The sequence below is a fragment of the Pedobacter sp. 10L46_2 genome (assembly GCF_056395165.1).
The window spans coordinates 1-9,943 of sequence record NZ_JBFTIZ010000281.1; the positions used below are offsets into that span (position 1 = coordinate 1).

The following is a 9,943-nucleotide window of genomic DNA, read 5'->3' on the forward strand; positions in this document are numbered from 1 at the left end:
TTTTATTCAGCTCCATACGCCATAACGATGACATATTATTGAAAGAAGTTAAGTTTTGAAGAACAAACAACAGTTTACTGCTCTTGAAAGCTTCGGATTATTAGTATTACTCGACTTTGATGTCACCATCTTTACATCTGTAACCTATCAACGTAGTAGTCTGCTACGGTCCTATATGGAATTCTCATCTCGTGGCTAGTTTCGCACTTAGATGCTTTCAGCGCTTATCTATTCCCAGCGTAGCTACTCTGCAATGCCCCTGGCGGAACAACAGATTCACTAGAGGCTAGTCCAACCCGGTCCTCTCGTACTAAGGTCAGCCCCACTCAAAATTCCAACGCCCACAACAGATAGGGACCGAACTGTCTCGCGACGTTCTGAACCCAGCTCGCGTGCCACTTTAATCGGCGAACAGCCGAACCCTTGGGACCTTCTCCAGCCCCAGGATGTGACGAGCCGACATCGAGGTGCCAAACCTCCCCGTCGATATGAGCTCTTGGGGGAGATCAGCCTGTTATCCCCAGCGTACCTTTTATCCTTTGAGCGATGGCCCTTCCATGCAGAACCACCGGATCACTATATCCGTCTTTCGACCCTGATCGACTTGTATGTCTCACAGTCAAGCAAGCTTATGCTATTGCACTCCTCATACGGTTACCAAGCGTATTGAGCTTACCTTTGAAAGCCTCCGTTACCTTTTTGGAGGCGACCACCCCAGTCAAACTACCCATCAAACAATGTCCTCCACGTGGCAGAGTTAGACACCGAATACAGAAAGGGTGGTATTTCAACGTTGACTCCACGACGCCTGGCGACGCCGCTTCATAGTCTCCCACCTATCCTACACATCCTGTATCCAATGTCAATGTTAAATTGTAGTGAAGGTGCATGGGGTCTTTCCGTCCCGTTGCGGGTACCCGGCGTCTTCACCGGGACCACAATTTCACCGAGCTCATGGCTGAGACAGCGCCCAGATCGTTACACCATTCGTGCAGGTCGGAACTTACCCGACAAGGAATTTCGCTACCTTAGGACCGTTATAGTTACGGCCGCCGTTTACTGGGGCTTCGATTCAATGCTTCTCCKTRMGGATGACATCCCCTCTTAACCTTCCAGCACCGGGCAGGTGTCAGGCCTTATACTTCATCTTTCGATTTTGCAAAGCCATGTGTTTTTGTTAAACAGTCGCCTGGGCCTTTTCACTGCGGCTGATATTGCTACCAGCGCCCCTTCTCCCGAAGTTACAGGGCCATTTTGCCGAGTTCCTTAGCCATGATTCACTCGAGCACCTTAGAATTCTCTTCCCGGATACCTGTGTCGGTTTGCGGTACGGGTTTTTATAACCTGAAGCTTAGCGGTTTTTCTTGGAAGTCTGATTACCTGCACTATCCACGCCCCCGAAGGTTTGCGGTACTATCAGCSTTCAGCTAGACCGGCGGATTTGCCTACCRGTCCAATACCTACAGCCTTCAACGATCTATTCCGTCAGATCGCGGCAGTGTCACTACTCCGTCCCCACATCGCAGTTATAAAAAGTACGGAAATATTAATCCGTTGTCCATCGAATATCCCTTTCGGGTTCTCCTTAGGCCCCGACTAACCCTGATCCGATTAGCGTTGATCAGGAAACCTTATCCTTTCGGTGGGCGGGTTTCTCGCCCGCCTTATCGTTACTTATGCCTACATTTGCTTTTCCAGAAGCTCCACCACAACTTACGTCATAGCTTCGCTGCCGCTGGAATGCTCCCCTACCGTAATATTAATATTACCCATAGCTTCGGTGTACTGTTTAATGCCCGTTTATTATCCATGCCCGATCGCTCGACTAGTGAGCTGTTACGCACTCTTTAAATGAATGGCTGCTTCCAAGCCAACATCCTAGCTGTCTATGCAATCGGACCTCGTTAGTTCAACTTAACTGTAACTTGGGGACCTTAGCTGATGGTCTGGGTTCTTTCCCTCTCGGCGCGTGACCTTAGCACCCCGCGCCTCACTGCCGTGTATATTAAATAGCATTCGGAGTTTGTCTGGATTTGGTAGGATTTGACTCCCCCGCACCCAATCAGTAGCTCTACCTCTATTTAACTYWACCACGACGCTGTTCCTAAAAACATTTCGGGGAGTACGAGCTATTTCCCAGTTTGATTAGCCTTTCACCCCTACCCACAGATCATCCGGAAACTTTTCAACGTTTATCGGTTCGGTCCTCCAGTACGTGTTACCGCACCTTCAACCTGTCCATGGGTAGATCACAAGGTTTCGCGTCTACCTCCCCTGACTATACGCCCTATTCAGACTCGCTTTCGCTTCGGATCCGTGTCTTAAACACTTAACCTTGCCAGAGAAGAGTAACTCGTAGGCTCATTATGCAAAAGGCACGCCGTCACGCCACCTGGACGCTCCGACCGCTTGTAAGCACACAGTTTCAGGTTCTATTTCACTCCCCTGTTCGGGGTTCTTTTCACCTTTCCCTCACGGTACTGGTTCACTATCGGTCTCTCAGGAGTATTTAGCCTTACCGGATGGTGCCGGCAGATTCCCACAAGGCGTCTCCGACCTCGCGGTACTCAGGATACTACTAGACTAATGGTACTTACGTGTACGAGGCTCTCACTCTATATTGCCAGGCTTCCCATCCTGTTCCACTTCATTGCATTATAATCATATCGTAGTCCTACAACCCCAGTTATGCCGTAACATAGCTGGTTTGGGCTCTTTCCCGTTCGCTCGCCACTACTTAGGAAATCATTATTATTTTCTCTTCCTCTGCTTACTTAGATGTTTCAGTTCGGCAGGTTTGCGTATATATACGACTGGTCTTCAACCAGCCAGGTTTCCCCATTCGGAAATCACCGGATCAATTCATATTTGCTAATCCCCAGTGCTTATCGCAGCTTATCACGTCCTTCATCGCCTCTGAGAGCCAAGGCATCCCCTGTGTGCTCTTATTTACTTTCTTCTCTCCATAGCCTTTTGCGCCTATGGAAATGCTTTTTTTGATTGTCGTCTTCTCTTCAGTATACCCCATGCAATTGCTTGCTTTTGGCATTCCTCAGATCAAACAACGTCTCTATTGTTGTTTGCTCTTCTTTTTTAACTTCTTCCAATATGTCAAAGAACTTTTCTATCCCGGAAAGTATTCCTACTTCCTATTTCTGTACCTTTTATAACAGGYACCGGTGATGGTGGAGAATAACGGAGTCGAACCGTTGACCTCCTGCGTGCAAGGCAGGCGCTCTAGCCAGCTGAGCTAATCCCCCTTAAGATTCAATCTTATGTAGTCCCGAGCAGATTTGAACTGCTGACCCCTACATTATCAGTGTAGTGCTCTAACCAAACTGAGCTACGGGACTCTATTCATTTCGCATGGCTTTATGAGTGCTGATTTCTCATTTCACAAATCCTATGCTTAACTCATATCMCCTGCTTACAGTATGGAGCACTTTACTTTCGCTTCATCCTATGGGTTTTCTTTTTTGAGATCTTTTGTCATTATATCATTTACGTAGCGAGTAGTCTAGTCTACTCCAGAAAGGAGGTATTCCAGCCGCACCTTCCGGTACGGCTACCTTGTTACGACTTAGCCCCAGTTATCGGTTTTACCCTAGGACGCTCCTTRCGGTTACATACTTTAGGTACCCCCAACTTCCATGGCTTGACGGGCGGTGTGTACAAGGCCCGGGAACGTATTCACCGCGTCATTGCTGATACGCGATTACTAGCGAATCCAACTTCAAGAGGTCGAGTTGCAGACCTCTATCCGAACTGTGAATGGCTTTTTGAGATTTGCTTGCTGTTGCCAGCTTGCTGCCCTCTGTACCATCCATTGTAGCACGTGTGTAGCCCCGGACGTAAGGGCCATGATGACTTGACGTCGTCCCCTCCTTCCTCTCTGTTTGCACAGGCAGTCTGTTTAGAGTCCCCACCTTAACGTGCTGGCAACTAAACATAGGGGTTGCGCTCGTTGCGGGACTTAACCCAACACCTCACGGCACGAGCTGACGACAGCCATGCAGCACCTAGTTTCGTGTGATTGCTCACTTATCTATCTCTAGATAATTCACTAACTTTCAAGCCCGGGTAAGGTTCCTCGCGTATCATCGAATTAAACCACATGCTCCTCCGCTTGTGCGGGCCCCCGTCAATTCCTTTGAGTTTCACCCTTGCGGGCGTACTCCCCAGGTGGAATACTTAACGCTTTCGCTTAGCCGCTAACTGTATATCGCTAACAGCGAGTATTCATCGTTTAGGGCGTGGACTACCAGGGTATCTAATCCTGTTTGATCCCCACGCTTTCGTGCCTCAGCGTCAATAAAACCATAGTAAGCTGCCTTCGCAATCGGTGTTCTGTGACATATCTATGCATTTCACCGCTACTTGTCACATTCCGCCTACCTCTAGTTCATTCAAGCTCATCAGTATCAAAGGCACTGCGATGGTTGAGCCACCGTCTTTCACCCCTGACTTAATAAGCCGCCTACGCACCCTTTAAACCCAATAAATCCGGATAACGCTTGGATCCTCCGTATTACCGCGGCTGCTGGCACGGAGTTAGCCGATCCTTATTCCTTCGGTACATTCAGCTTATTACACGTAATAAGGTTTATTCCCGAATAAAAGCAGTTTACGACCCAGAGGGCTGTCTTCCTGCACGCGGCATGGCTGGTTCAGAGTTGCCTCCATTGACCAATATTCCTTACTGCTGCCTCCCGTAGGAGTCTGGTCCGTGTCTCAGTACCAGTGTGGGGGGTCATCCTCTCAGATCCCCTAGTCATCGTCGCCTTGGTGGGCCGTTACCCCGCCAACTAGCTAATGACACGCATGCCCATCTCAATCCTATAAATATTTGAACATTAGATAATGCTATCCTGTGTTTTTATGCGGTGTTAATCCGAATTTCTTCGGGCTATCCCCCTGATTGAGGTAGGTTGCATACGCGTTACGCACCCGTGCGCCACTTTCATAAGGAGCAAGCCCCTTAATCTCGTTCGACTTGCATGTATTAGGCCTGCCGCTAGCGTTCATCCTGAGCCAGGATCAAACTCTCCATTGTAAAATGTTATCGTTTGAATCRCTGACCATTCTTAACTTGTTAATAATAGTCTGTATTCTTGTTTTTGTATTGTCTGTCAGAACTTGACTCGAAAATAATAGCGCAGGTTTCATGTACTTTGAATCTGTACTTTCTTACCTCGCTACGTTGATAAATGACATCTCTTTAATGAACTTCGCGGGTCACCTCACGGATCCCCTTCTTATATCTCTTTAAARTCMTGGYCTGTGTTTCTGCARGGTCGTATTGCTCCCCGCTTTCTGTTTAACCATTCCTTTATTTCAATCTTCTTTATTCTGTTAACAAACTCCGTTTGGTAACTCCCGTTTTGTTTGGGACTGCAAAGGTAGAAATCTTTTTCTGTTTTGCAAATCTTTTTTGAAACTCTTTTTCACCTTCCTTTTTCACTGTTTCCCTTCCTCCGAAGCGGGATGCAAAAGTAGGAAAATTCAGCCACCACATGCTACAGCGTAGTACTACATATAAGTATAATACATTATCGCCTATCACCTCACACCAAAAAGACTTACAAACGACAAAAGGTCGTTCAGAGTCGTTTCAAAGTCGTCTATGAGTCGTTGGAAAGTCGTTAAAAAAATATACTAGTACTGACCTGTAGATAACAATACCAGAGTACAAGCCTCTATCGGCTCAATATCATTTGCCAACAGCAATTCTTCCAGTTCCTGATTTTCAGTTCCAGGATTAAAAATAACTCGTTTAGGTTTTGTTTCTAGTATATAGTTATAGTAACCACTCTGCAAATGCGGACCTATATATAAGGTAACCGTATCAATGTCATTATGCAGATGCCCTGGTTGCTCAATCTCTTCTCCGGCCACAGCTCCTTTTTTTATACCAACATTGATAATGTTGTGCCCTTTTGATTTAAGCATATGCGCAGCTTTATAGGCATATCTATCCGGATTGGGGCTCGCCCCTATAATTAATGTTTTTTTCACAATCTAAAATTTTAATAACAATGAGATTTGCCCTGCATGATAAGCATGATGCTGCACCAAACCATTGAATAACTCAAAATAATTCACTCTAGGTCCCGAAACCTGATTAACCGTTGTTCTCCATTGGTCTTCAGAAATTTCCCTCGCAAGATTAAGCAGTTTTTCATTAGCTAAACGAAAATCACTTAAAATGGCATCCCACTCCTGCATTGTTTCTTCTTTAGCCATAGGCCAATCGCCTTTTTCAGGTTCCTTGGCCAAGTTACCTTCCAGCCTCGAAAATACTTCTTCCGTCCATGAAGTTAAGTGCAATACAAGTTCAGCAATGGTATGTGCAGTTGGAATTGGTCGTTTAAATATTTGATCTTTACTTACCGACGAAATAATAGCGGATACACTGTTGCCGTGCCAGGCATCCCCACTATATCCTTTTCTAAGCTCATTTGCGAAATCAATCATACGAAAACAACAAATAAAAGGTAAATGTGTTTAGCTAAACTTTAAAACTGCATTTGCACAATTAACACCGTCAATTGCAGCCGATACTATACCTCCTGCATAACCTGCACCTTCTGCACAAGGATATAAGCCCGCAACCTGTGGATGTTGAAAAGTCTCTTTATCTCTTGGAATCCTAACTGGCGATGAACTTCTGCTTTCTACTCCTACCAAAATAGCCTCATTCGTATAATAACCTTTCATTTTTTTCCCAAACAGGGGCAAAGCATTTTTCAGACTTGATGCAACAAAATCTGGCAGCGTTTCTTTAAGCATTACACTCCGTGTTCCAGGTAAATAAGAATTTTTAGGTAGATCTACTGAAATTCGACCCTCTACAAAGTCAACCATCCTTTGGGCAGGCGCAACCAGATCTCCCCCACCAAGCCTGAAAGCAGTTTTCTCTATTTCCGACTGAAAATGCATCATTCTTAGCGGATCCTCGCCCTTAACATCATCAAGCGTTATTTGCACTACCGTTCCGGAATTCGCATATGGATTATTCCTTTTTGATGGCGACCATCCATTAACAACTATTTCATCAGCATACGTTGCACAAGGGGCAATTATCCCTCCCGGGCACATACAAAACGAGAACACGCCTCTGGCACCAACCTGCTCAACTAAACTATAATAAGCCGGAGGCAAAAATTCACTCCGGATATCGCAATGGTATTGAGCCGCATCTATAATAGACTGAGGGTGCTCTATTCTTACTCCCAAGGCAAATGGTTTGGCTTCAACAAGGATATTCTTTTTATGAAGCAATTCATAAATATCTCTTGCTGAGTGCCCGGTGGCTAGAATAACAGCGTCAGACAATAGTTTCTCTTCTCCGTTAATCTCTACACCTTTTATCTTTCCAAAATCAATTAAAACGTCCGTTACTTTTTGGTCGAAACGCACCTCCCCTCCTGCATTTAAAATTGTTTCTCTAATTGCAGTAATTATATGGGGCAATTTATTTGTACCGATATGGGGGCGGGCATCAACAAGAATATCTTCCGCAGCGCCGTGCTGAACAAAGGCCTGAAGCACTTTATTAATATCCCCACGCTTATTGGATCGGGTATATAATTTTCCATCTGAATAAGTTCCGGCTCCCCCTTCACCATAACAATAATTAGATTCAGTATTTACAATACCTTCTTTGTTTATTGCTGCTAAATCCCTCCTTCGTTGTTTTACGTCCTTACCACGTTCAAGCACTATTGGTTTTAATCCGTTTTCGATACACTGAAGTGCTGCAAATAATCCGGCCGGACCAGCACCCACAATAACCACATGTTTCGCATTGCTAGCATTCTTATAGTTAACAACAAACGATTCGGTTAATAACGGTTCATCGATAAATGTTCTTACCTGTAGCCTGTATATTACTTTTCTTGAACGGGCATCAATTGATCTTTTAAGGATTCTATATCCGCCAATTCGGGAAAGATCAATTTTTAAAGCTTCCGAAAGGTTTTTCTTAATCGCAGTTATGTTGTCGGTCTCTTCCGGAGCCAGCGTTATTTCAATGTCTTTTTGCATAATTATCGTCAGGTTTTTATCCTGAATTGATGCAAAGGTACATCTTACAACATTAAAAGATCCTTACTATTTTAAACATTAAATATAAATTTGAAAGCTTCTGACTTCTTTTGGCAGTACACGAATTGTAATTATGTCAGTTATTTTACAGCGAAAAAATTGCTTCATCCTCCCTTCGAAAATTACTTTTCTTGAAAGCGGTTATTTAATCTTTTAAGAATTTTATAGGCTTTACATTGAGAAATACCACCATTTCGGGTTTTCTAAAGGTTTGCACATCGGCGATTTTATCATTGATTTTTGCCAGAGCCAGCGTAATTTAGATGTCTTTTTGCGTTATTGTTGTCAGGTTTTTCTACTGAACTGTAACAAAGGTACAGAAATTGAGTTCTAATGCGTAAATTAACACTGAAAAACAAAACAGAAAAATATGAAAAAAGTAGTTTTAGTAATTGTAGGAATCTTAGTCTTATTAGTGGCAGTAAGTGGTTGTGGTTACAACGGCTTGGTTAAACTGGATGAGGATGTAAAAACCAAATGGGCACAGGTTGAAACACAATATCAACGCCGTTCTGATTTGATCCCTAACCTTGTAAGCACAGTTAAAGGTGCAGCAAAGTTTGAACAGGGTACATTAACTCAGGTTATTGAAGCACGTTCTAAAGCAAGCCAGATCACAATAGACCCTGATAAATTAACTGAAGAGAATATGCAAAAATATCAGGCTGCTCAAGGTCAGTTAAGTCAGGCATTAGGTAAATTGATGGTTTTAACCGAGAACTACCCTGAGCTTAAAGCTACTCAACAGTTTAGTGAATTATCAGCTCAGCTGGAAGGTACTGAAAATCGTATCACAGTAGCGCGTAAAGATTTTAACGAATCGGTTCAAACTTATAATACAAAGGTAAGATCATTCCCTAACAACATTACTGCAGGCATATTCGGATTTAGCCAAAAAGCTGCTTTTAAAGCTGACGCTGGTGCACAAAATGCACCAAAAGTAGAATTCTAATATACCATAACAACATTTAAGGGTAATGTATGTTTAAATGAATAAACATACATTACCCTTATCTTTATAAAAGCAATCCAATTATGGGGCCATTCACAGAACAAGAACAAGAACTAATTTCCCAAACCATATCAGATGCTGAAAAAGCCACTTCAGGCGAAATCAGAATTGCCATAGATAAACATTGCAGCGGCGATGCATTTGAAAAAGCAACATCCTACTTTTCAAAACTTGGGATGGATAAAACATCAAGACATAATGGTGTATTGATATACCTGGCTTATGTAGATCATAAGTTTGCAATAGTTGGTGATAGTGGAATTAATAAAGTTGTACCTACAGATTTCTGGGAAACAACTAAAGTTGCAATGAAAGCTCATTTTGCCTCTGGCAATTTAGCTCAGGGCATTATAGCAGGCGTAATTTTGGCAGGAGAAAAACTTGCAACGTTTTTCCCTTCGCAAAATGACGACATCAATGAACTGCCAAATGACATTATTTTTATGGATCAGAATAAAACCACATAAGCTATGAAAAAATTAATCGTAGCATTATTCTTACTTACAACATCCCTGGTTGGGTTTGCTCAGGATTTTCCGGCAAAGCCGACCAAATTGGTAAATGATTATACAGGAACACTTTCAGCTGATCAATTGCAACAATTGGAACAGAAACTTGTTGCTTTTGATGATTCAAGCTCCACTCAAATTGCAGTAGCTGTATTAAAATCTGTTGGCGACTATGACATTAACGAATATGCGCTTGAATTGGGTAGAAAATGGGGAGTTGGTAGCTCAGGGAAAAATAATGGGATAATGATCGTGGTTGCTCTTGGCGACAGAAAGATCTCTATCCAAACAGGATATGGCCTGGAAGGGGTATTAC

Annotated in this window: 6 protein-coding genes, 2 tRNA genes and 2 rRNA genes; 3 read left to right on the forward strand and 7 right to left on the reverse strand. The window is 43.6% G+C overall.

The genetic code is table 11. The features are described 5' to 3' along the window. Nucleotides 1-81 precede the first annotated feature (81 nt). The 7 genes from AC1DDX_RS22320 to AC1DDX_RS22350 form a co-directional block, all read right to left on the reverse strand. Nucleotides 82-2,959, reverse strand: a 23S ribosomal RNA gene (locus tag AC1DDX_RS22320). A 224-nt stretch (nucleotides 2,960-3,183) separates the two neighbouring features. Further along, nucleotides 3,184-3,260: transfer RNA gene (locus tag AC1DDX_RS22325), tRNA-Ala, on the reverse strand. Between the two features lie 18 nt (nucleotides 3,261-3,278). Continuing rightward, nucleotides 3,279-3,353: transfer RNA gene (locus AC1DDX_RS22330), tRNA-Ile, on the reverse strand. Between the two features lie 178 nt (nucleotides 3,354-3,531). After that, nucleotides 3,532-5,053, reverse strand: a 16S ribosomal RNA gene (locus tag AC1DDX_RS22335). Together the 16S and 23S rRNA genes with 2 tRNA genes alongside form the textbook arrangement of a ribosomal RNA operon. Before the next feature lie 602 nt (nucleotides 5,054-5,655). Then, nucleotides 5,656-6,015: a CoA-binding protein gene (locus AC1DDX_RS22340; RefSeq protein WP_172659416.1), complete on the reverse strand. Its 360-nt coding sequence runs from the start codon at nucleotides 6,013-6,015 to the stop codon at nucleotides 5,656-5,658. 3 nt (nucleotides 6,016-6,018) lie between these two features. Continuing rightward, the gene (locus AC1DDX_RS22345; RefSeq protein ID WP_172659415.1) at nucleotides 6,019-6,474 is read right to left on the reverse strand and encodes a DinB family protein; all 456 of its coding nucleotides are present in this window, start codon (nucleotides 6,472-6,474) and stop codon (nucleotides 6,019-6,021) included. Between the two features lie 30 nt (nucleotides 6,475-6,504). Beyond that, nucleotides 6,505-8,046, reverse strand: a complete 1,542-nt coding sequence (locus AC1DDX_RS22350; protein ID WP_477612183.1) for an NAD(P)/FAD-dependent oxidoreductase — start codon at nucleotides 8,044-8,046, stop codon at nucleotides 6,505-6,507. Between the two features lie 430 nt (nucleotides 8,047-8,476). Between AC1DDX_RS22350 and AC1DDX_RS22355 the strand changes: the two genes are divergently transcribed. The 3 genes from AC1DDX_RS22355 to AC1DDX_RS22365 form a co-directional block, all read left to right on the forward strand. Beyond that, on the forward strand, nucleotides 8,477-9,058 hold the full coding sequence (locus AC1DDX_RS22355) for a LemA family protein (protein WP_048903749.1): 582 nt from the start codon (nucleotides 8,477-8,479) through the stop codon (nucleotides 9,056-9,058). An 83-nt stretch (nucleotides 9,059-9,141) separates the two neighbouring features. Further along, nucleotides 9,142-9,585, forward strand: a complete 444-nt coding sequence (locus AC1DDX_RS22360) for a TPM domain-containing protein (protein WP_172659413.1) — start codon at nucleotides 9,142-9,144, stop codon at nucleotides 9,583-9,585. A 3-nt stretch (nucleotides 9,586-9,588) separates the two neighbouring features. Continuing rightward, nucleotides 9,589-9,943: TPM domain-containing protein (locus tag AC1DDX_RS22365; RefSeq protein ID WP_477622621.1), on the forward strand; the 355-nt coding region annotated here is incomplete at its 3' end.